This window comes from Streptomyces sp. BK239 (genome assembly GCF_004217285.1).
Taxonomy (GTDB): domain Bacteria; phylum Actinomycetota; class Actinomycetes; order Streptomycetales; family Streptomycetaceae; genus Streptomyces.
This window is the reverse complement of the sequence record NZ_SHKS01000003.1, coordinates 159,169-179,093: the sequence shown is the minus strand read 5'-3', so window position 1 is coordinate 179,093 and position 19,925 is coordinate 159,169. Positions and strand designations below refer to the sequence as shown.

Annotated in this window: 18 protein-coding genes; 12 read left to right on the top strand and 6 right to left on the bottom strand. The window is 73.0% G+C overall.

The window, feature by feature from the left end; genetic code table 11:
- Nucleotides 1–9: 9 nt before the first annotated feature.
- On the bottom strand, nucleotides 10–762 hold the full coding sequence (locus tag EV567_RS10715) for an SLATT domain-containing protein (protein WP_130438587.1): 753 nt from the start codon (nucleotides 760–762) through the stop codon (nucleotides 10–12).
- A 268-nt stretch (nucleotides 763–1,030) separates the two neighbouring features.
- Between EV567_RS10715 and EV567_RS10710 the strand changes: the two genes are divergently transcribed.
- From EV567_RS10710 to EV567_RS10680, 7 genes are all read left to right on the top strand, one after another.
- Nucleotides 1,031–1,375, top strand: coding sequence for a YbaB/EbfC family nucleoid-associated protein (locus tag EV567_RS10710; protein ID WP_130438585.1), 345 nt, complete (start codon nucleotides 1,031–1,033; stop codon nucleotides 1,373–1,375).
- Between the two features lie 85 nt (nucleotides 1,376–1,460).
- Nucleotides 1,461–2,060, top strand: coding sequence for a recombination mediator RecR (gene recR / locus EV567_RS10705; RefSeq protein WP_130438583.1), 600 nt, complete (start codon nucleotides 1,461–1,463; stop codon nucleotides 2,058–2,060).
- Nucleotides 2,053–2,703 carry a DUF5063 domain-containing protein gene (locus tag EV567_RS10700; RefSeq protein WP_130438581.1) on the top strand — a complete coding sequence of 217 codons (651 nt, stop codon included), beginning with the start codon at nucleotides 2,053–2,055 and terminating at the stop codon, nucleotides 2,701–2,703. The genes recR and EV567_RS10700 overlap by 8 nt, the downstream gene beginning before the upstream one ends.
- Nucleotides 2,704–2,968: 265 nt before the next feature.
- On the top strand, nucleotides 2,969–4,261 hold the full coding sequence (locus EV567_RS10695) for an aspartate kinase (protein ID WP_130438579.1): 1,293 nt from the start codon (nucleotides 2,969–2,971) through the stop codon (nucleotides 4,259–4,261).
- On the top strand, nucleotides 4,261–5,328 hold the full coding sequence (locus tag EV567_RS10690; RefSeq protein ID WP_130438577.1) for an aspartate-semialdehyde dehydrogenase: 1,068 nt from the start codon (nucleotides 4,261–4,263) through the stop codon (nucleotides 5,326–5,328). Before EV567_RS10695 ends, EV567_RS10690 begins: the two co-directional genes overlap by 1 nt.
- 447 nt (nucleotides 5,329–5,775) lie before the next feature.
- Complete coding sequence (locus tag EV567_RS10685) at nucleotides 5,776–6,477, top strand: SigE family RNA polymerase sigma factor (RefSeq protein WP_130438575.1); 702 nt, start codon at nucleotides 5,776–5,778, stop codon at nucleotides 6,475–6,477.
- A gap of 137 nt (nucleotides 6,478–6,614) precedes the next feature.
- Nucleotides 6,615–7,658: a hypothetical protein gene (locus tag EV567_RS10680; protein WP_130438573.1), complete on the top strand. Its 1,044-nt coding sequence runs from the start codon at nucleotides 6,615–6,617 to the stop codon at nucleotides 7,656–7,658.
- Here EV567_RS10680 and EV567_RS10675 read toward each other — a convergent pair.
- The gene (locus EV567_RS10675) at nucleotides 7,628–8,452 is read right to left on the bottom strand and encodes an SURF1 family protein (protein ID WP_207228733.1); all 825 of its coding nucleotides are present in this window, start codon (nucleotides 8,450–8,452) and stop codon (nucleotides 7,628–7,630) included. The two genes, EV567_RS10680 and EV567_RS10675, sit on opposite strands and share 31 nt — an antisense overlap.
- 133 nt (nucleotides 8,453–8,585) lie before the next feature.
- On the opposite strand from EV567_RS10675, the gene EV567_RS10670 reads away from it, so the two are divergent.
- Complete coding sequence (locus tag EV567_RS10670; RefSeq protein ID WP_130438569.1) at nucleotides 8,586–10,400, top strand: prolyl oligopeptidase family serine peptidase; 1,815 nt, start codon at nucleotides 8,586–8,588, stop codon at nucleotides 10,398–10,400.
- A 150-nt stretch (nucleotides 10,401–10,550) separates the two neighbouring features.
- On the opposite strand, the gene EV567_RS10665 is transcribed toward EV567_RS10670, so the two are convergent.
- Complete coding sequence (locus EV567_RS10665) at nucleotides 10,551–12,464, bottom strand: NAD(P)-binding protein (protein WP_130439517.1); 1,914 nt, start codon at nucleotides 12,462–12,464, stop codon at nucleotides 10,551–10,553.
- A gap of 187 nt (nucleotides 12,465–12,651) precedes the next feature.
- Here EV567_RS10665 and EV567_RS10660 point away from each other — a divergent pair, with 187 nt between their 5' ends.
- The 3 genes from EV567_RS10660 (at nucleotide 12,652) to EV567_RS10650 (ending at nucleotide 15,429) form a co-directional block, all read left to right on the top strand.
- The gene (locus EV567_RS10660) at nucleotides 12,652–13,692 is read left to right on the top strand and encodes a permease (RefSeq protein WP_130438567.1); all 1,041 of its coding nucleotides are present in this window, start codon (nucleotides 12,652–12,654) and stop codon (nucleotides 13,690–13,692) included.
- The gene (locus EV567_RS10655; protein WP_130438565.1) at nucleotides 13,689–14,405 is read left to right on the top strand and encodes a TIGR03943 family putative permease subunit; all 717 of its coding nucleotides are present in this window, start codon (nucleotides 13,689–13,691) and stop codon (nucleotides 14,403–14,405) included. The genes EV567_RS10660 and EV567_RS10655 overlap by 4 nt, the downstream gene beginning before the upstream one ends.
- A gap of 169 nt (nucleotides 14,406–14,574) precedes the next feature.
- Nucleotides 14,575–15,429, top strand: coding sequence for a hypothetical protein (locus tag EV567_RS10650; RefSeq protein ID WP_242620751.1), 855 nt, complete (start codon nucleotides 14,575–14,577; stop codon nucleotides 15,427–15,429).
- An 85-nt stretch (nucleotides 15,430–15,514) separates the two neighbouring features.
- Here EV567_RS10650 and EV567_RS10645 read toward each other — a convergent pair whose 3' ends face one another.
- The 3 genes from EV567_RS10645 to EV567_RS10635 all read right to left on the bottom strand — a co-directional run bounded on the left by EV567_RS10645 (nucleotide 15,515) and on the right by EV567_RS10635 (nucleotide 18,673).
- Nucleotides 15,515–16,783 carry a sugar ABC transporter permease gene (locus tag EV567_RS10645; RefSeq protein ID WP_130438563.1) on the bottom strand — a complete coding sequence of 423 codons (1,269 nt, stop codon included), beginning with the start codon at nucleotides 16,781–16,783 and terminating at the stop codon, nucleotides 15,515–15,517.
- Nucleotides 16,774–17,529 (bottom strand): ATP-binding cassette domain-containing protein, encoded by a 756-nt coding sequence (locus tag EV567_RS10640; RefSeq protein WP_130438561.1) that lies wholly within the window; start codon nucleotides 17,527–17,529, stop codon nucleotides 16,774–16,776. Before EV567_RS10640 ends, EV567_RS10645 begins: the two co-directional genes overlap by 10 nt.
- Nucleotides 17,530–17,626: 97 nt before the next feature.
- On the bottom strand, nucleotides 17,627–18,673 hold the full coding sequence (locus tag EV567_RS10635; RefSeq protein ID WP_242620788.1) for a sugar ABC transporter substrate-binding protein: 1,047 nt from the start codon (nucleotides 18,671–18,673) through the stop codon (nucleotides 17,627–17,629).
- Between the two features lie 266 nt (nucleotides 18,674–18,939).
- Here EV567_RS10635 and EV567_RS10630 point away from each other — a divergent pair, with 266 nt between their 5' ends.
- Nucleotides 18,940–19,833, top strand: a complete 894-nt coding sequence (locus EV567_RS10630) for a hypothetical protein (RefSeq protein WP_242620750.1) — start codon at nucleotides 18,940–18,942, stop codon at nucleotides 19,831–19,833.
- The last annotated feature ends 92 nt before the right edge of the window (nucleotides 19,834–19,925 follow it).

Below are 19,925 nucleotides of genomic sequence, written 5' to 3'. Positions count from 1 at the left end.
CCGGCCGCCTCAGCGCGGCTCGGGCGGTCGCTGCCGGGGCATGTTCGGCCGGGCGGCCGCCCCCGGCGGAAGCGCGGAACGACCGTGCGCGCCCCCCGCCTCCCCGCGCGCCCCTCCCAAGGACGAGGCCTGGATCCCCATCGGCGCCACCCCCGTCCGGAACTCCACCATCCACTCCGCCGTCTCCACCCGCACCAGCTCCGTGACGTCCTCGCAGAACCGCCGCAGCACCGAAAGGCACCGCTCGGCGGCCTCGGCGGCCGTCCCCTCGGCGGGTCCCAGCACCTCGCGCACGCTCTCCGACGCCCAGTCGAACTGGAGTGCCTGGAGCCGTCGCTGCACGGCCTGCGCGGTCGCCACGTCCCGCATCCACCCCGCCGTCACCCCGAAGAACCGGTCCGCCCCGGCGCACGCCGCGGCCAGCAGCAGCGCCAGGTATCCCCAGCGGGCGGCCCCGCCCAGCGCCCCGGTGACCTCCAGCAGCGGCAGCGCCGCCCCGGCCGCCGCCCCCGCCGCGGCCCCGCTCCGCAGCACCCGCGCGCTCCGCCGCTTCCAGACCCGGTCGGCGAGGTACCAGGACGCCGTCTCCAGCGCGCCCCGCTCCACCCATCGGTACAGCTCGTCGAGCCGCTCGGCGGGTTCGCCCCAGTTCCCGACCGGGAAGGCCCGCCCGGTCAGATCGCCCGGCCGCAGCCCGGCCGCCCCGTCGCCCCGTCCGTCCTGGGGCGGGCCCTCGGGCTGCCTCTCTGGCTGCTGACCCACCCGGCACTCCCTACTGATCCCTGCTGTTCCCGTGATCCAGGCCCCTTTCCTATCGTCCGGCCGGTGCCGAAGAGGAAGGTTTCGTCGCTTTTCCGCCCGGAAGTAGGCCTTGATCAGGTAGAGGCCACACCCATGAGTCACTCGAAAGAGTGCTGGGGCGACACCCGCACAGACCACGTAGGCTCGTGCCGAGCGGGATTTCCCGCCAGAGGACAGCGGGAGACCCCCGTGACAGCCGTATGACAGCCGTACGACACAGGAGCTGATCGTGATTCCCGGTGGTGGCCAGCCCAACATGCAGCAGCTGCTCCAGCAGGCCCAGAAGATGCAGCAGGACCTGGCCCAGGCCCAGGAGGAGCTGGCGGCCACGGAGGTCGACGGTCAGGCGGGCGGCGGCCTGGTGCACGCCACCGTCACCGGCGCCGGCGAACTGCGCGCGCTGAAGATCGACCCGAAGGCGGTGGACCCGGAGGACACCGAGACGCTCGCCGACCTGATCGTCGCCGCCGTCCACGCGGCCAACGAGAACGCGCAGACCCTCCAGCAGCAGAAGCTGGGCCCGCTGGCCCAGGGCCTGGGCGGCGGCAGCGGCATCCCCGGCCTGCCCTTCTGACCGTCATGGCCGCACCTCCTTCCTAGGAAGGGCGGCGGCCAACTACCGTACGTACCGCAGGGAATCCAGGAAGGACGGCAGTCCGTTGTACGAAGGCGTGGTCCAGGACCTCATCGACGAGCTGGGGCGGTTGCCCGGCGTCGGTCCCAAGAGCGCGCAGCGGATCGCCTTCCACATCCTCCAGGCGGAGCCCACGGACGTACGGCGTCTGGCGCAGGCCCTGATGGAGGTCAAGGCCAAGGTCCGCTTCTGCGCCGTCTGCGGGAACGTCGCGCAGGAGGAGCAGTGCGGCATCTGCCGTGACCCGCGCCGCGACCCGGCCGTCATCTGCGTGGTGGAGGAGCCGAAGGACGTGGTCGCCATCGAGCGGACCCGGGAGTTCCGGGGCCGCTACCACGTCCTCGGCGGCGCGATCAGCCCCATCGAGGGCGTCGGCCCGGACGACCTGCGTATCCGGGAGTTGCTGGCCCGCCTCGCGGACGGCACGGTGACCGAGCTGATCCTCGCCACCGACCCGAATCTCGAAGGCGAGGCGACGGCCACGTACCTCGCCCGCATGATCAAGCCCATGGGCCTGAAGGTCACCCGCCTGGCCAGCGGCCTCCCGGTGGGCGGTGACCTGGAATACGCGGACGAGGTGACCCTCGGCCGCGCCTTCGAGGGGAGACGACTCCTAGATGTCTGACGCCACGCTGCACGCGACCGGCCAGAACCCGGACGACTTCGCGGTCCAGATCGCGGACCAGGTCGAGAGCTTCCTGGTCGCGGTCACCGAGGTCGCCAAGGGCGACGAGCCGGCCTCGGCCGTGCCCTTCCTCCTGCTGGAGGTCTCGCAGCTGCTGCTGGCCGGCGGCCGCCTCGGCGCCCACGAGGACATCGTCCCCGACGAGCGCTACGAGCCCGATCCCGGTCCGGAGCCGGACGTCGACGAGCTGCGCGAGAACCTGGCCCGTCTCCTGGACCCGGTGGACGTCTACTCCGAGGTCTTCGACCCCTACGAGCCCCGCAAGGCCCCGGTGCCGGCCCGGATCTCCGACGACCTCACCGACGTCATCACCGACCTGCGCCACGGCATGGCGCACTACCGCGCCGGCCGCACCTCGGAGGCGCTGTGGTGGTGGCAGTTCTCCTACTTCTCCAACTGGGGCTCCACGGCCTCGGCGACCCTGCGCGCCCTGCACTCGGTCCTCGCCCACGTCCGTCTCGACCAGCCGCTGGAGGAGCTGAACGGCCTGGACACCGACCAGGACATGGGCGACGACGTCCTCGAGGTCGAGGCGGGCCGGGTCATGGCGGAGGAGATCGGCGACCGCCTCGGCCTGCACTGACCGCCTCCCCGCTGGGCCTCCGTGACGCCCTCAACCTGCCCTGAGTAGCCTCCCGGCGGCCTCCCAAACTGCTTGAAACTTAATTCACAGCTATCACTTCGTCTTCAGTGGGCAGGGGTGGTCCTGACGGGCGACCGGCCCCGGCCTCGCGGTGTGTCTCACCATGCGATACCAGGGGGGCCGCATACGGACGCTCGTTAAACTGAGCCGACCCGCAGTACGAGGGTGTATGTGCGGACAGAGACAAACTGAGCGAGGAGCGCACGTGGGCCTTGTCGTGCAGAAGTACGGAGGCTCCTCCGTAGCCGATGCCGAGGGCATCAAGCGCGTCGCCAAGCGGATCGTGGAAGCCAAGAAGAACGGCCACCAGGTGGTGGCCGTGGTTTCCGCGATGGGCGACACGACGGACGAGCTGATCGATCTCGCCGAGCAGGTATCCCCGATCCCTGCCGGGCGCGAGCTCGACATGCTGCTGACCGCCGGAGAGCGGATCTCGATGGCCCTGCTGGCCATGGCGATCAAGAACCTGGGACACAGCGCCCAGTCGTTCACCGGCAGCCAGGCAGGTGTCATCACCGACTCGGTCCACAACAAAGCCCGGATCATCGACGTGACCCCGGGCCGGATCCGTGACTCGCTCGACGCGGGCAACATCGCCATCGTCGCCGGGTTCCAGGGTGTCAGCCAGGACAGCAAGGACATCACCACCCTCGGCCGCGGTGGCTCCGACACCACCGCCGTGGCCCTCGCGGCCGCTCTCGACGCCGAGGTGTGCGAGATCTACACCGACGTCGACGGCGTGTTCACCGCCGACCCGCGCGTGGTCAAGAAGGCGCGGAAGATCGACTGGATCGCCTTCGAGGACATGCTCGAACTGGCGGCGTCCGGCTCCAAGGTGCTGCTCCACCGCTGTGTGGAGTACGCCCGCCGGTACAACATCCCGATCCACGTCCGCTCGTCCTTCAGCGGACTCCCGGGCACGTGGGTCAGCAGCGAGCCGGTCGACCGGAAGACACAGCAGCAAGGGGAAAAGCAGGTGGAGCAGGCCATCATCTCCGGTGTCGCGCACGACACCTCCGAGGCCAAGGTCACGGTCGTCGGCGTCCCGGACAAGCCGGGCGAGGCCGCGGCGATCTTCCGCGCGATCTCCGACGCCGAGATCAACATCGACATGATCGTGCAGAACGTGTCGGCCGCCTCCACGGGCCTGACCGACATCTCCTTCACCCTCCCCAAGGCCGAGGGCCGCAAGGCCATCGACGCCCTGGAGAAGAGCAAGGCCGGCATCGGCTTCGACTCGCTGCGCTACGACGACCAGATCGGCAAGATCTCCCTCGTCGGCGCCGGCATGAAGACCAACCCGGGCGTCACGGCCGACTTCTTCAAGGCGCTGTCCGACGCGGGCGTCAACATCGAGCTCATCTCGACCTCCGAGATCCGCATCTCGGTCGTCACCCGCGCCGACGACGTGCCGGAGGCCGTGCGCGCCGTGCACAGCGCCTTCGGTCTGGACTCCGACAGCGACGAGGCCGTCGTCTACGGAGGCACCGGACGCTGATGACGGTCCTTCGCGCGACCGCGCGCCCGACGCTGGCGGTCGTGGGAGCGACCGGCGCCGTGGGCACGGTCATGCTGCAGATCCTGTCCCAGCGCGCCGACGTCTGGGGCGAGATCCGTCTGATCGCCTCGCCGCGCTCGGCCGGCCGCAAGCTGGCCGTGCGCGGTGAGCTGGTCGAGGTGGCGGCGCTCACCGAGGAGGCCTTCGACGGCGTCGACGTCGCGATGTTCGACGTGCCGGACGAGGTCGCCGAGCGGTGGGCGCCGATCGCCGCCGCCAGGGGCGCGGTCGTGGTCGACAACTCCGGGGCCTTCCGGATGGACCCGGAGGTGCCCCTGGTGGTCCCCGAGGTCAACCCGCACGCGGTGCGGGCCCGGCCGCGCGGGATCGTGTCCAACCCCAACTGCACGACCCTGTCGATGATCGTCGCGCTGGGCGCGCTGCACGCCGAGTTCGGGCTGCGCGAGCTGGTGGTGTCGTCGTACCAGGCGGTCAGCGGGGCGGGCCGGGCCGGCGTGGAGGCGCTGCGGCAGCAGCTGTCCCTGGTGGCCGGCACGGAACTGGGCACCAGCCCCGGCGACGTACGGCGGGCCGTGGGCGATCTGAGGGGGCCGTTCCCGGAGCCGGTGGCGCTGAACGTGGTGCCGTGGGCCGGATCGCTGCGCGAGGACGGCTGGTCCTCGGAGGAGATGAAGGTGCGGGACGAGTCCCGCAAGATCCTCGGCCTGCCGAAGCTGCCCGTCGCGGTGACCTGTGTGCGGGTGCCGGTGGTCACGGTGCACTCCCTCACCGTGCACGCCCGCTTCCAGGACGAGGTCACCGTCGACCGCGCGCGCGAGATCCTCGCCACCGCGCCCGGCGTGGTGCTGTGCGACAACCCGGCCGCCGGGGAGTTCCCCACCCCCGCCGACGTGGTGGGCACCGACCCGACCTGGGTGGGCCGGGTGCGCAGGGCGCTGGACGACCCCACGGCCCTGGAGCTCTTCGTGTGCGGGGACAACCTGCGCAAGGGAGCCGCCCTCAACACGGTGCAGATCGCGGAACTGGTGGCCGCGGAACCGTCCTGAGACACCGGTGCGGCCGGAAAAGTGCTGGCCAGAGCTTGGCGGGTCGATAGCATGTGCCGGCGCGGATGTGATCCGGCCGACGGTCAGGATCACTTGTACCGGGCACCTTTGCCGCTGAGTATGGAAAAAGACGATTTCCCTCCCCGTCCCCCGCAACCGAGCGGGGGGCGGGGAGCGTCTTTGCGATCACCCCTTCCGGGTGCGTGGCTGTGACCCCTCAGGGGTGTAGGTGTGTGTGGTCCCGGCGTGGGGACGCCGTGATCAGGGCGTGGGGACGCCCGTTCATATGGGATACAGGGGAAGAGCGGGACGCATGAGGGCATGTGAGACGCCGTCAGTGGTGCTGCCGGGTGCGCGACGCGGGTGCGGGACGCCGGCGGAGGGAACACACCCTGATGCCGTGGCCGGGGCGTACAACCATCGAGGGCACGAGTGTGTCCAACTGACGTGGCAGAGGTACTCGACTTCCCTGTGGCGGCGCGCGCCGCGGTCCTGCGACCGCCCCGCGCCGTCCTGCGCCCCCGCCCGCCCGGCGGGCGCGGCGGCATGCCGGTGATCGCGCCCATGCCCGCGGCGCGGCCCGCCCCCGTCCCCGGCCCGCCCGGGCCCCAGGGCGGCGTCGAGTACTCCGAGGCCGTCGTGGACGCCTCGGCCGCGGGCACCACCGTCGACCACCTCACCGAGACCTACCGGGCCCACTACCGCTCCCTGCTCGGTCTCGCCGCTCTCCTCCTCGACGACACCGCCTCCTGCGAGGACGTCGTCCAGGAGGCCTTCATCCGCGTCCACTCCGCGCGCAAACGCGTCCGCGACCCGGAGAAGACCCTGGCCTATCTGCGCCAGACGGTCGTCAACCTCTCCCGCTCCGCCCTGCGCCGCCGCATCCTCGGACTGAAGCTGCTGTCCAAGCCGATGCCGGACATGGCCAGCGCCGAGGAGGGCGCGTACGACCAGCTGGAGCGCGACTCCCTCATCAAGGCGATGAAGGGCCTCCAGCGCCGCCAGCGCGAGGTGCTGGTGCTGCGCTATTTCGCCGACATGACCGAGGCGCAGGTCGCCGAGACCCTCGGGATATCGCTGGGCTCCGTCAAGGCCTACGGCTCCCGCGGCATCGCAGCCCTGCGCGTCGCCATGGAGGAGCCGGCGTGAGCGGCCAGGGGGAGCCGGACCCACACCGGCGGCACGAGCCGGACGCGTCGACCGGGCGGCAGGACGAGCCGGCCCGGCCGCCGCACGGGCGGCCGCACACGCAACAGCCGAAGCAATCGCACGCTGGGAACGCAACCGTGAACCACCACCTCGACGACCAGGGCCCCGACGGGCTCGACTCGGACGAGCTGGCACTGCGCCGCTTGCTCCACCAGGCGGTCCAGGAGATGGAACCGCGCGACGGGGCGCTGGACCACCTGCGGCGGGCCGTGCCCGTCCGCAGGGCCCGCAAGCGGCAGGCGGCCGTCGGCATCGCCGCCGCCGCACTCTTCGTCGTCACCGCCGTCCCGGCCGCCCTGCACGTGTCGAACTCCGACGACTCCGAGGCCAACCCCGCCATCGCCGGCCAGGCCTCCCGCACCCAGGACGACGACGGTGCGAGCAAGCTCCCCGACGGCGGCGCCTCGGGCACGGCCCACGCGGCCGACGGCAGCCCCGGCCAGAAGGACGAGGACACCGGCAAGGGCGACGAACAGGACAAGGAGACCGGCAGCGCGACCGGCGCCACCACCGGCGCCGGCCCCTCCTCCTCAGGCGAGGCCACCGCCCCCGCCTGCACGGCCTCCCAGCTCGGCTCCGCCACCGCCGGCGTCGACGCCCCCGACGCGACCGGCGTGGTCTACGGCGGCTTCCACATCGTCAACGTCTCCGACCACGGCTGCACCGTCGGCGGCGCGGTGTCCCTGACGCCCACCGCCCAGGGCGCCGCCGACCCCGCGAAGATCAGCGTCACCGAGTACGCCGCCGGCGGCCAGGCCCCCCAGCTGCCAGGCCCCTCCCGCTACGCCTCCGGGCTGACCCTCGCCCCGGGCGCGGCGTACGACGTGAGGTTCGCCTGGGTCCCGGCCGAGACCTGCCCCACCCCGGGCGGCGGCACCGGAGGCGACACGGGCGGCGGCACGGCCTCGCCCGACCCCAGCCCGAGCGAGCAGAACAGCGACACCGCCTCGGCCGGCGCGGGCGAGGGCACGGCCCCGCAGCTGCTCGTCGAGGACGGCACGGCCGACGGCAGCGTCGTGGTGACGTACACCGCCGACGGCGGCGGCCCGAGCGTGTCGGCGACGGTGGCGAACGCGTGCGCGGGCACGGTCTACCGGACGGGCGTGCTGGCGTCCTCCTGAGCGGCCGAATCCGCGCCGGCCGGCGCCCGGTCGTCCCACGGGACGATCCCGAGCGCCGCGTCGCGCGCGAACTCCACCTCGCGGCGCACCAGCCGGAACCACATGAACACCACGAACCCGGCGAACACGAACCACTCGCCGGTGTACCCGAGGTTCTGGAACGCCTTCAGGTCCAGCCCCGTGCCCGCCGGCGCGGTCGCCGGCACCGCCTTCGTCCCCGGGGCGGCGGTGTCGAGGGTCACCCAGGCGTCGTACAGGTCGTAGGAGACCAGGTTGACCAGGGAGGCCGCGCTGATCGCGGCCGTCTGCCCGGCCGGCAGGCCCCCGCGGGCGCTCACGCCGTTGTCGCCGGGCGTCTCGGACGCCTGGAGCGCGCCGGTGACGGTGACCTGGCCGGCGGGCGGCGCCGGGGCCTTCGCCGCGTCGGCGGCGCCGGGCAGCCAGCCCCGCACCACGGGCAGCGCCCTGCCGCCGTCGGTCCGCAGCAGCGTCAGCACGTAGAAGCCCCGCCGGCCGTCCAGCTCGCGGTCGGGCACCAGCAGCTGTTCGCCGTACCGGCCGGTCGCGGTGACCCGCTTGCCGGAGGTCGCCTTGTCCACGGGCAGCATCTCCGCGAGCGGCCGCGGCGCCTCCTTGCGGGCGGACGCCACCTGCGCCTCGGCGGTGCGCTGGTCGTCGACGCGCGACTCGAACCGGCTCAGCTGCCAGGACCCCATGAAGACGCAGAAGGGCACGGCCAGCAGCACGAAGACGTTGATCCCCCACCAGCGGGGCGTCAGCAGAAACCGGTACACGCCCTCAACGGTACGGGGCAAGCGCGGTGCGGCGGCCCGCGGGGTGTGGACGAACGGCGGGTCGTGGGCAAAGTTGTCCACAGGCTGGGGGCCGCGGGGATTACTTGCCGCTCCGAGCAGGCAGTATGGGGCCATGACTGAGAGCAAGGGGTCCGCCGCGCCGCAGCGGCACGAGGAGACGCCGGACTGGGAGAGGCGCTTCAGGGCGCCCCGTGTGTCGCTGCCCGACTGGGCCGAGGACGCGCCGGACCGCTCCCTGTTCGTGTCGAACGCGACGGGGACGTACGAGCTGTACGCGTGGGACCGGTCGACGGGCGAGCGCCGCCAGGTGACGAACCGGGCGAACGGCACCACGGACGGCGTGCTCTCCCCGGACGGCGCCTGGATCTGGTGGTTCGACGACAAGGACGGCGACGAGTTCGGCGTCTGGCGCCGCCAGCCCTTCGAGGGCGGCGAGGACGAACTGGCCACCCCCGGCCTGGACCCCTCCTACCCCGCGGGCCTGGCCCTGGGCCGCGACGGCCGTACGGCGGTCGTGGGCCGCTCCACCGACGAGGACGGCACCACGATCCACGTGGCCCGCGTCGGCGAGCCCCCGTTCGAGCTGTACCGCCACCGCGAGTCGGCGGGCGTGGGCGACCTCTCCCACGACGGCTCCCTCATCGCGATCGAGCACACCGAGCACGGCGACGCCATGCACTCCGCGCTGCGCGTCCTGCGCCCGGACGGCACGACGGTCGCCGAGCTCGACGACACCCGGGGCGGCACCGAGGAACTGGGCCTGGAGGTGCTGGGCTTCGCCCCGGTCGACGGCGACACCCGGCTGCTGATCGGCCACCAGCGCAGGGGCCGCTGGGAGCCGATGGTGTGGGACGTGGCGACCGGCGAGGAGAGCGACCTGGCCCTGGACCTGCCCGGCGACGTCAGCGCCGAGTGGTATCCGGACGGCTCGGGCCTCCTCGTCGCGCACAGCTTCGAGGCGCGCAGCGAACTGTTCCGCTACGACCTCGCCCGCCGCGAGCTGGAGCGGGTGCCGACCCCGCCGGGCACCGTGTCCGGGGCGACGGCCCGCCCCGACGGCAGCGTTGAGTACCTCTGGTCCTGCGCCGCCCAGCCGCCCGCGGTGCGCTCCACGAGCGGCGGTGTGGTCCTCGACCCGCCCGGGCCGAAGTCGCCGGGTTCGGTGCCGGTGGAGGACGTGTGGGTGGAGGGCCCCGGCGGCCGGATCCACGCCCTGGTCCAGAAGCCGGCGGGCGCGACCGGCCCGCTGCCGACCGTCTTCGACATCCACGGCGGCCCCACCTGGCACGACAGCGACTCCTTCGCGGCGGCCCCGGCGGCCTGGGTGGACCACGGCTACGCCGTGATCCGCGTCAACTACCGCGGCTCGACCGGGTACGGCCGGGCCTGGACCGACGCGCTGAAGCACCGGGTCGGCCTGATCGAGCTGGAGGACATCGCCGCCGTCCGCGAGTGGGCGGTCTCCTCGGGCCTCGCCGACCCGGCGCGCCTGATCCTCACCGGCGGCTCCTGGGGCGGCTACCTCACCCTGCTCGGCCTCGGCGTGCAGCCCGACGCGTGGGCGCTCGGCATCGCGGCGGTCCCGGTCGCCGACTACGTCACGGCCTACCACGACGAGATGGAGGCCCTGAAGGCGATGGACCGCACGCTGCTCGGCGGCACCCCGGAGGAGGTCCCGGAACGCTTCGCGGCCTCGTCGCCCCTGACGTACGTCGACGACGTCAAGGCGCCGGTCTACATCTCCGCCGGCGTCAACGACCCCCGCTGCCCGATCCGCCAGATCGACAACTACGTCAAACGCCTGGAATCCCGCGGCGCCCCCCACGAGGTCTACCGCTACGACGCGGGCCACGGCTCCCTGGTGGTCGACGAACGCATCAAACAGGTCCGCCTGGAACTCGAGTTCGCCCAGAAGCACCTGCGGTAGGCGGCGCGAGAGTGGGGTGCGGGTGAGCGGGGGCTGGTCGCGCAGTTCCCCGCGCCCCCGGGGGGCGCCGTCACCGGCGCTGTCAGCGGCGCCCCGCCGGCGCGGGGGAGCGACACCCACCCCTGGCCCCCCCACCCCCGGCCGCACGACCTACCGCCGCCCCCGCCGCCCCAACAGCTCCGCCAGCCCCCGCCGAGTAGCCGCCAGCACCACCCGATCCGCCCCCCGCAGCACGTAGGACTCGGGCAGATCCCACACCAGCCCCCCGTCCTCCCCCCGGTCCAGCGCCAACACCCGCCAGTACCCCGCCCGAAACGCCTCCCCCACCGACTTCCCCGCCAACTGCGCATGCCCCGCGACCTCCAGCGCGGCGAACAGCAACACCCGCCGCTCCACCGGAATCGCCCCCAGGATCTGCCGCCCCATCATCGCCCCCGCGAACGACGGGGCGGACAGGTGCGACACACTGCGGCTCCGCGTCAACGCCTGCGGATGCGCCGCCCGCAGCGTGCGGTACACGGCCGTCGCGAAGTCGTCGTCGTACAGCCGCAGCACCACCCGCAGATCCGGCCGCAACGACCGCGCGTACAGAGCCGCTTCAAGATTCGTCGTGTCCGAGCTGGTCACCGCGAGCAGCGCGTGCGCACGGCCGATCCTCGCCGCCTCCAGCACCCCCTCCTGCGTGACGTCCCCCAGCACCACCGGCACCCGCAGCCGCCGCGCCACCGCGAGCCCGCGCGCCTCCGGCGCCGCCTCGACGCACACCACCGGGATGTCCAGCTCCCGCAGCCGCGTCAGCACCCGCGTGCCGATCTTCCCCAGCCCGAGCAGCACGACGTGCCCGCCCATCCCCCGGGGCGGCCGCCGCAACGCCCCCGCCCCCCGGAACGTCCCCAGCGCCTCCAGCACCGCGGCCAGCAGCACCGGCAGCAACAGCAACCCCATGAGCCCCGACAAAAGTTGGAGCACCTGCCGTTCGGTGGACGCCCCGATCGCCGGGTCGTTGATCGAGAACAGGTCCAGCAGCGTCAGGTAGACCGCCCCCAGCGGATGGATCCCGGTCACCACCCACAACGCCACCGCGAGCGCGACCACGCACGCCACCAGCCCGGCGAGCGACCAGCGCAATCGCCGTGAGAACAGGGAGGCGAACGGCGCCACCACCGCGACGCCCCGCCCGCCGGGCGACCCGCCCCCGGCCGCGTACGACACCTGCTCCAGCACCACGCTGCCCCGCCCCCGCGCGGCGGCCACCGTCGCCGCGTCCGGCAGCAGCAGCGGCCCCTGCTCCCCGCTGGCCTCCGAACCGTCCGCGAAGGACGGGTCGTTGCTCGTCGCGGACAGCAACGCGAGCGTGGCGGGCCCGGAACCGGCCGGACCGCCGGCGGGACCTGCGGACTGCGCGGGCCGGGGTGGGGGCCGTTCGACGGCCCGCAGCATGAGCCGGTCCGTCTGGACGACCTTCGTGGTGCCGGCGACGGCGGTCGCGGCGAGCGCGGGCGCGGCGGTGTCGGCGTCGGACAGCACGGTGGTCGAGGCCTCCGCCACGCCACCGCACCCGCTGTCTCCGTCGCCGCCCACCGCCAAGGAGGCCGCCTGATCGAGGAGTTCCTCTATGTGCTGGCCCAACCGCCGGTTGAAAAGCCGCAGGACGAGCCGCAGCCGGGGGTTGAGCCGGCGGGCGGTGAGGGCGGCGCGGATGTTCGTCTCGTCGTCGTCGTACACCAGCGCCAGCGCGGCGGCCCGTTCCACCCCGGCCTCGGCGAGCACGGCCTCGGTCGGCTCCTCGGCCTCCATCACCTGCCGCACACCGCCGGCTTCACCGCCACCGCCACCCCCGCCCGGCCCGGCCGCAGCTCCGCCGCCGCTGCCCGACGCCCGGTTGACGGCCGCGCTCACCACCCGGTCGAGCAGCGCCGCGGACACCGCACGGGCCCGCCCGACCACCGGCGGCCGTACCGTACGCTCGGAGGGCGGTACGACGAGGGTGACCTGCTCCTCGTAGACCCCCCGCAACTCGGCGGCCAGCCGGTGCGCGAGACCGTCGTCCCCGCACACCACCATGTGCCCGCCGGCGCCGCCCCGCGGCGCACCCTGATCCGGAACGCTCCCCACGAGGGAGAAGACTGCCTCACCGGGACGGGTGGTTCCAGACGGCCGCTGAACAAGCGGACCCGCACGGCCGTATGGGACGGGCGGGGGACCAGCAGGGCAGGGCGACAGCGCGAGGGAACCCGGAGGTGCCCCACCCGTGGCCATCACCAGAGCGACGACTCCCGATCAGGGGGAAGCGGCGGCGCGTCCCGCCGACGACGCGGACGCCGCTGCCGGTCGTGAACCCCGCCCCAGGCTGACCTCCCCCCTCGCCCTCACCCTCCTGCTGATCCTGACGGTGCTGCTCCAGAGCCCGCTGCGCCGCGCGCTGGCCGCGCCGGTGATGCAGAGCTGGACGACGGTCTTCGTGGCGGTGGTGATCCAGGCGCTGCCGTTCCTCGTCCTGGGCGTCCTGCTGTCGGCGGCCATCGCGGTCTACGTCCCCCCGTCCTTCTTCGCCCGCGCCCTGCCCCGCAGCCCCGCCCTCGCGGTCCCGGTGGCCGGCGTAGCGGGCGCGGTCCTGCCCGGTTGCGAGTGCGCGTCCGTACCGGTCGCCGGCGCCCTGGTCCGCCGGGGCGTCACCCCCGCCGCGGCCCTCGCCTTCCTGCTCTCCGCCCCCGCGATCAACCCGATCGTGCTGACGGCGACCGCCGTGGCCTTCCCGCGCGACCCCGAGATGGTGCTGGCCCGGTTCGTGGCGAGCCTCGCCGTGGCCTGCGCGATGGGCTGGCTCTGGCACCGGCTGGGCCGCACGGACTGGCTCCGCCCGCCCGCGCACCCGCCGCACGAGGGCCGCACCAAGGGCGCGGCGTTCTGGGACGCGGTCCGGCACGACGTGACGCACGCCGGCGGCTTCCTCGTCGTGGGCGCGATGGCGGCGGCGACGCTGAAGGCGGTCGCCCCGGAGAGCTGGCTGCGCACCGCCGCGGGCAACCCCCTCGTCGCGATCCTCGCGCTGGCCGTACTGGCCGTGGTCCTGTCCATCTGCTCGGAGGCGGACGCGTTCGTCGCGGCGTCGCTGACGCAGTTCTCGCTGACGGCCCGCCTCGCCTTCCTGGTCGTCGGCCCGATGATCGACCTGAAGCTGTTCGCGATGCAGGCGGGCACCTTCGGCCGGGGCTTCGCCCTGCGCTTCGCCCCGGCGACGTTCGTCCTCGCGGTGGCGGGGGCGGCACTGACCGGGGCGGTGATCCTGTGAACCGCCTGGCCCAGTCGGCCGTCCTCTTCCTCCTCGGCGCGACCCTCCTGCACGCCGGCGCCACCGACCTCTACCTCCGCTACGTCAAGGCGGGCCTGCAACCCCTCCTCCTCGCCTCGGGCGCGGTCCTGGTGGCGACGGCCCTGGCCACGGCCTGGTACGAACGAGGCCGGCAGCGCGGTGCGGAACACACCGGTGCCGCCCACCGCGAACCCCGGATCGCCTGGCTGCTGCTCCTGCCCCTCCTCGCCCTGATCCTGGTCGCCCCGCCCGCCCTCGGCTCCTACAGCGCCACCCGCACCGGCACGGCCCTCCAGGAACCCCCCGCCTACGCGGCCCTCCCGCCCACCGGCCCCCTGCGCCTGAGCGTGGTCGACTACGCGACCCGCGCCGCCTACGACCACGGACGCACCCTCACCGGCCGGCGCATCGAGATCACCGGCTTCCTCGCGCTGGACGCCGACGGCACGCCGTACCTCGTCCGCATGGCCCTCAACTGCTGCGCCGCCGACGCCCAGCCCGTCAAGATCGGCCTCACCGGCCGCATCCCGCCGGTCCTCCAGCCGGACACCTGGCTGCGCATCACCGGCGTGTACACACCCCGTCAGACCAAGGACCCGGTCAACGACGGCCCGATCCCCTGGTTCGAGGCGACGACGGTGACCCCCACGACACAGCCCCGGGACCCCTACGACGAGTCGTGGAACAACTGACGTGACCGGTCGCGCGATTGCGCGCGCGGGGAGTCGCGGAACCACGGATGTGACGTGTCGTCACACGGCTGTGACATGGATCGGACTGTTCCGCCGCGGACGATTTCTACCGTTGTCATCGCAGGTCAGCGAGACCGTCACCGCAGATGCCAGGTACCCAGGAGCCGCCATGCGCCCCGCACTCCGCACCGCCTTCGTCGCCGTCGCCCTCGTCGGCACGACCGCCGCCTCCGCGACCGCCGCGGCCGCCGCCGCTCCGCCCGTGCCCACGACGAACCAGGCGAACTGTGTCGCCGTCAAGACGGTCCCCTCCGCCTTCGGCGGCATGAAGGTCCGGCTGGTCAACAGCGCCGACGACGGCGCGTCCGCAAAGCTCCTGACCCATCGGGGCGCCGTCGTAGCGACCGTCGACCAGAGCAGGCCCGCCAACCTGTCCAGCGGCCTGAAGATCACCGGGGTGCTGGGCGCGAAGCCGGTCTTCCACCAGCGCAGCCAGGGCGGCTCCACCCCGTGGCAGGCCATCGCCTTCCCCGCGCTGACCGCCGACTGCACTCAGCGCGGCAAGCTCGTCCGCACCGTGCGCCTCGACGCGCGGACGACCGCGCAGATCTTCCGGGTCAACGCCGGCGGCCACTACCAGGCCCGCGTCTTCCAGGGCGGCAAGCTGATCCGCTTCCTCGACGCGAACGCCCGCTCCGGGGCCGCCCTGTTCGGCGGTCGCACGCTGGTGCTCACCCCCGACGGCGCGACCCTCACCTGGACGGGTGCGGCCACCGCGGCCCACCCCCGTCTCGGCCGCTACAAGCTCGCCGACGGCTCGACCGTGAAGCTGGTCAAGCGGAACGGCGTCTACGGGGTGCGCCTGACCACCGGCCACGGCACGTTCCCCGTGACCTACGCCAAGGCCCGCCCCGTCGTCCTCCAGGACGACAACACGGTGGTCGTCCTGGCCGCCGACGGCACCGTCAGCAACTACATCCACGGCAAGTCCCGCCAGAAGGCCCCGGTGTACCTGGGCGCCTGACGCACGGGGGAGGGGTGCCGCGGCGGTACCCCTCTCCGCCTCCTCCGCGTCGGGCCCGCCCGGGCGGGCCCGAAGCCTCTCCGGCTCAGGGCCGCCCGAGCGGGCTCGGGGCGCGCCGGGTCAACGCGTCGGCCACCACCGCCGTGTACAGCACCCCGCCCGTGATCATGAACTGCACGGGGGACGCCACGCCCAGCAGGGACATGCCCGAGGCGATCGACTGGATGATGAGCACCCCCAGCAGCGCCGACCAGGCCGACCCGCGTCCGCCGAACAGGCTGGTGCCCCCGACGACGGCGGCGGCGATCGCGTTGATCAGCAGCATCCCGGAGCCCGGCACCTGGCTCGCCGAGGTGAGCCGGGACGCGACGAACAGCCCGCCGACGGCCGCCAGGGTCCCCGACACCATGAACACCGCGATCCGCACGCGCGTCACATCGACGCTGGCCCGCCGGGCCGCCTCCACGCCGCCGCCCAGCGCGAGGACCTGCCGGCCGTAGGTCGTGCGGCGCAGGAAGAGGTCCGAGACGGTGATGACCGCCAGGAAGATCAGTAGAGCCAGCGGCAGCCCCTCGAACCGGTCCAGGACGGACACCACGGTGAACAGGACCGCCGCGAGTACTGCCGCACGCGCCCAGATCACGCCCGGCGGCCGGGACGGCATCCCGGCGGCCGCCCGGCGCCGGCGCTCACGGTGGGCGGCGAGGAGGTACACGGCCGTGACGAGCGCGGCCAGCCCGTAGACGACGAAGCCGGAGGCGAAGTAGCGGCTGGTCAGCTGGGCGACCAGGCCGTCCTCGCTGAAGTTGACGGCCGTGTCCGGCCCCAGCAGGTACAGCATCACCCCGTTCCACGCGAGCAGACCCGCGAGGGTGACGACGAACGCGGGCACGCCGATCCTGGCGAAGGAGAACCCGTGCAGCCCCCCGGCGGCGGCGCCGCAGCACAGCGCGGTGATCACGGCGAGCCATTCCGGCATCCCCAGGTTGACGTTCAGCGCGGCGAACACGGCGCCCGCCAGCCCGGCGAGCGAGCCCACGGACAGATCGATCTCGCCGATCAGCAGCACGAACACGATCCCGACGGCCACCATGCCGGTGCCGACGATGTCCACGCTGAGCACGGACAGGTTGCGCGGGGAGAGGAAGTTCTCGTTGAGGCTCTGGAAGACCACCCAGATCACGGCGAGGGCGAGGAGGGCGGGGGCGGGACCGGGATCGCGCTCGCGCAGCCGCCGCCGTACGCCGTGGACGACGTACGCCCTGATCCGCGCGACCGTCCGCCGTCCGTCGTCCTTCTCCGCCTCGCCGACGGCCGCCTCCGGCCCGTCTCCCTGCCTCCCCCTCACGGCCATGCCTCCTCCGGGCGGGTGGGTCGGTGGCCCGCAGCGTTGTCGGCGGCGCCGGTGATGGAGGAGATGATCTGCTCCTGGGAGGCGGTGTTCACGTCGAAGACGCCGTTGTTGCGTCCGAGGCGCAGGACGGCCACCCGGTCGGCGACGGCCTTGATGTCGCCCATGTTGTGGCTGATCAGGAGAACGCCGAGGCCCCGGTCGCGCAGCTCCTCGATGAGGTCGAGGAGCTGACCGGTCTGCTCGACGCCCAGGGAGGCGGTGGGTTCGTCCAGCAGGAGCAGCCGGGGCGAGCCGAGGAGCGAGCGGGTGATCGCGACGACCTGCCGCTGCCCGCCGGACAGCGCGGCGACCGGCACGCGCACGTCGGGAATGCGGATGGACAGCGTGTGCAGCAGCTCGCGGGTCAGACGCTCCATCTCCACCTCGTCGAGGACGCCGAAGCGGTGGATCTCCCGGCCGAGGAAGAGGTTGCCGACGACGTCGAGGTTGTCGCACATCGCGAGGTCCTGGTAGACGGTCGCGATGCCCAGGGCCTGGGCGTCCTGGGGGCGTCTGATCTGGATGGCGTCGCCCTGCCACTCGATGACGCCCCGGTCGGCCGGACCGGCCCCGGAGATCACCTTGACCAGGGTGGACTTGCCGGCGGCGTTGTCGCCCATCAGGGCGACCACCTCCCCGGCCCTGATCTCCAGCTCGACGTCCACCAGCGCCTGGACGGCGGCGAACCGCTTGGACACGCCGCGCATCGCCAGAAGGGGCCGACCGTGGACGGGTCCTGGATCGGGCCCTGGCCCGGGGCCCGGCTCGCGGCCTGGCGACAAGGTCACCTCCTTCCGTGAGCGCTCAGCCGGTGATCCCGGCCTCGTCGCACGCCGACCGAAGTCTAGGAGGGCATATCTGGTCGATGGTGTACATACCGTCCTTCACCAAGGTGTCCTTGATGTTGTCGACCGTCACGGAGACCGAGGGGAGGAGGACGGAGGGGATGTCGTCGGTGGTGGTGCTGTCGACGGTGCGGGTGGCGATGGACCCGACCGCCTGCCCGCGACCGAGGGCGACGGCCATCCGGGCGGCGGCGTCGGCGGCCGGCTTGAAGGGCTTGTACACGGTCATGTACTGCTCGCCTCTGACGATGCGCCGTACGGCGACGAGGTCGGCGTCCTGACCGGTGACCGGGGGCAGCGGCCGGACCTCGGTGGCGTTGAGCGCGGAGATCACGGCGCCGGCGAGGGCGTCGTTCGCGGCCAGCACACCGTCGATGCTGTTCCCGCCCAGTGTGGCGACGGCTCCCCGCATGTTGACGAAGGCGTTCTCCGGCCGCCAGTTGACCGTGTCGTACGACTCGCCGATCTTCACCTTGCCCTTGAGGACGGCGAGCGACCCCTGCTTGAACCACTCGGCGTTGGGGTCGGTGGTGGCCCCGTTCATCATCACGATCTGTTCGTTCCGCCCCTTGGCCGCCATGGCCTTCAGCAGCCCCTGGGCCTGGAGCCTGCCGACCTCCGCGCCGTCGAAGGTCACGTACCCGGAGACCGGCCCCTGCGCGAGCCGGTCGTAGGCGACGACCGGGATGCCGGCCCGGTGCGCGGCCTCGACGGACGGACGCAGCAGCTCGGGATCGACGGCGGCGATGATCAGCACATCCACGCCCCTGGTGATCATCGACTCCAGCTGCTGCCGTTGCACGGCGGGATCGGGCGTGGCGGCGACCAGGGCCGCCGGACAGTCCGGGCACAGCTCCTTGAGCTTCTCCTCGATCAGCGGCCGGTCGAACTGCCCGAACCGGGAGTCCCCGCCCCCGGGCAGCAGCAGTCCCACCGAAGGCCCGTCCCCACCCCCCTCCCCGCAGCCCCCGACCAGCCCCCAGGCCCCGGCGACCACGACCGCCATGGCCACCCGCGCAAGCACCCTGCGCCGCACAGCCGCCCAACAACCACCGAGACCCACGAGACCCATCCGCGCTTCCTGAGAAACCCCGCTGACACATCCCCTATATCCGATATGACCGAAACTAAAAGCTCGCCCTTCGCTCGGAAACACTCGCCCTTCGCTCGGAAACAGGGGAACCGGCAACCCGGCGGGCGCCGAAGCCCTCTTCCCGGCCGACCGATCGATGGGGGCCGCACCGGCCCAGCCCTCTCCGCCTGGGAGGAATCGTGTTCCACGACACCGTCGCCAGAGTCATGGTCGTCGCCGGTATCGCCCTCATGTCCTTACTGGGACCGACGCATCGGGCGTCGGCCGAAGCCGCGAACCCGCCGAGGGCCGACGGCCCGTCCACGGCGGTCCGCCTCGACTACCACGTGCCTCAGGGCAGGACCCTGGAGGCGGGCGACACGGTCTGGTTCAGCGTCCAGGGAATGCCGCCGGGGTGGGACAGGGTCGAGATCACGTCCCCGGCCCTGGTGCAGCCGATCACCCTGACCCCCCTCAAGAAGGGGTCGACGGAGTCGGTCCAGACGAACAAGGCGGGAACGGAGCACCGCATCCGCCCGGGCCTGCGCCCGGGCGCCTACCCGGCCACGGCGACCAGTCACGGCCGTACCGTCGCCACCACGCGGCTCGAGGTCGCGGCCGAGGGCTCGGCGGAGATCAGCCGTTTCGTCATCGGCCCCCCGGACGCCTTCCCGGGCGGCGAGGACTCCGCACCGGTACGGCCGGGGAGCGACGTCCGGCTGGTCCTCACCGATCTGCGAGCCGCACCGGGGGAGAACTCGGTGACCGTCAGCTCACCCGTCTTCGACACCCCGGTGACCCTCACGACCGGCAGCGCGGACGACCCGGGCTGCAAATGCGACGACGGCGGCACGGTGTACGCGGGCCACGCCCGACTGCGAGGCGACGTGCCGGAAGGCCGCTACCCCCTGACAGCGCTCAGCCATCACGGCCGGCAGACCACAAACCGCCAGCTCACGGTCGTCGGCGAGCCCCTCCCGCACGGCTCCTCCCGAACGACCGTCGCCACCGCCGCGGCCGCCGCGGCGGCCCTCGCCTCCGCAGGCGTCCTCGTCGTGCGCCGCCGTTCACGCAGGGCGGCGGCCTCCGCTTGACGGCGTGCGAAGAGGAGGCGTCCTCGACGCCTCCTCTTACCACCCCCGGCCCCACCCCCGGCGGCCCCCCCCCGGGGAAATAGCCAAACGCC

Bases quoted from the DNA above. Each gene is read 5' to 3' on its own strand.
- EV567_RS10700 (WP_130438581.1), top strand. From the start codon at position 2,053: ATGTCTGACGCCACGCTGCACGCGACCGGCCAGAACCCGGACGACTTC.
- EV567_RS10690 (WP_130438577.1), top strand. From the start codon at position 4,261: ATGACGGTCCTTCGCGCGACCGCGCGCCCGACGCTGGCGGTCGTGGGA.
- EV567_RS10670 (WP_130438569.1), top strand. From the start codon at position 8,586: ATGACTGAGAGCAAGGGGTCCGCCGCGCCGCAGCGGCACGAGGAGACG.
- EV567_RS10665 (WP_130439517.1), bottom strand. From the start codon at position 12,464: ATGGTGGTGTGCGGGGACGACGGTCTCGCGCACCGGCTGGCCGCCGAG.
- EV567_RS10650 (WP_242620751.1), top strand. From the start codon at position 14,575: ATGCGCCCCGCACTCCGCACCGCCTTCGTCGCCGTCGCCCTCGTCGGC.
- EV567_RS10645 (WP_130438563.1), bottom strand. From the start codon at position 16,783: ATGGCCGTGAGGGGGAGGCAGGGAGACGGGCCGGAGGCGGCCGTCGGC.
- EV567_RS10640 (WP_130438561.1), bottom strand. From the start codon at position 17,529: ATGCGCGGCGTGTCCAAGCGGTTCGCCGCCGTCCAGGCGCTGGTGGAC.
- EV567_RS10635 (WP_242620788.1), bottom strand. From the start codon at position 18,673: ATGGCGGTCGTGGTCGCCGGGGCCTGGGGGCTGGTCGGGGGCTGCGGG.